Origin of the sequence: Cupriavidus sp. SIMBA_020, from assembly GCF_046535395.1 — a bacterium.
GTDB classification, from domain to species: Bacteria; Pseudomonadota; Gammaproteobacteria; order Burkholderiales; family Burkholderiaceae; genus Cupriavidus; species Cupriavidus campinensis.
In genome coordinates this window covers 1-370 of the sequence record NZ_JAWRWU010000146.1, presented here as the reverse complement: position 1 = coordinate 370, position 370 = coordinate 1, and the positions used below count along the sequence as shown (strand labels likewise).

At 66.5% G+C, this 370-nt stretch carries 1 protein-coding gene; it reads left to right on the top strand.

What is annotated here, in order from left to right:
* Window positions 1-370 (top strand): AbrB family transcriptional regulator (locus SB751_RS28555; RefSeq protein WP_410748860.1); only part of this gene is annotated, 370 nt, incomplete at both ends.

Sequence of the window (370 nt, the reverse complement as noted above, 5' to 3'; positions counted from 1 at the left end):
GGCGGCACCGTATGCCCGCGGCCGGCGCGCAACGCCGGCCAATGGGTCATCGGCACGTCGCTAGGCCTGTATTTCACGCCGCAGGTGATCGGACACATAGGCAGCAATGCCGGCCCCATCATCGTCGGCATGCTATTCGCGTTGGGGCTGGCGTTCATCGGCACCGCCATTTTGCGGCGCTACACCGATGCTGATTTCAAGACGGCGTGGTTTTCGTCGGCCATGGGCGGGGCCAGCGAAATGGCGAGCCTGGCGGAGCGACACGGCGCCGGCATCGACCGCGTGGCGACCGCGCATAGCGTGCGCGTGCTGCTGGTCGTGGTCACATTGCCGTTCATTTTCCAGGGGTGGGGGGTGGCCGGTATCGACC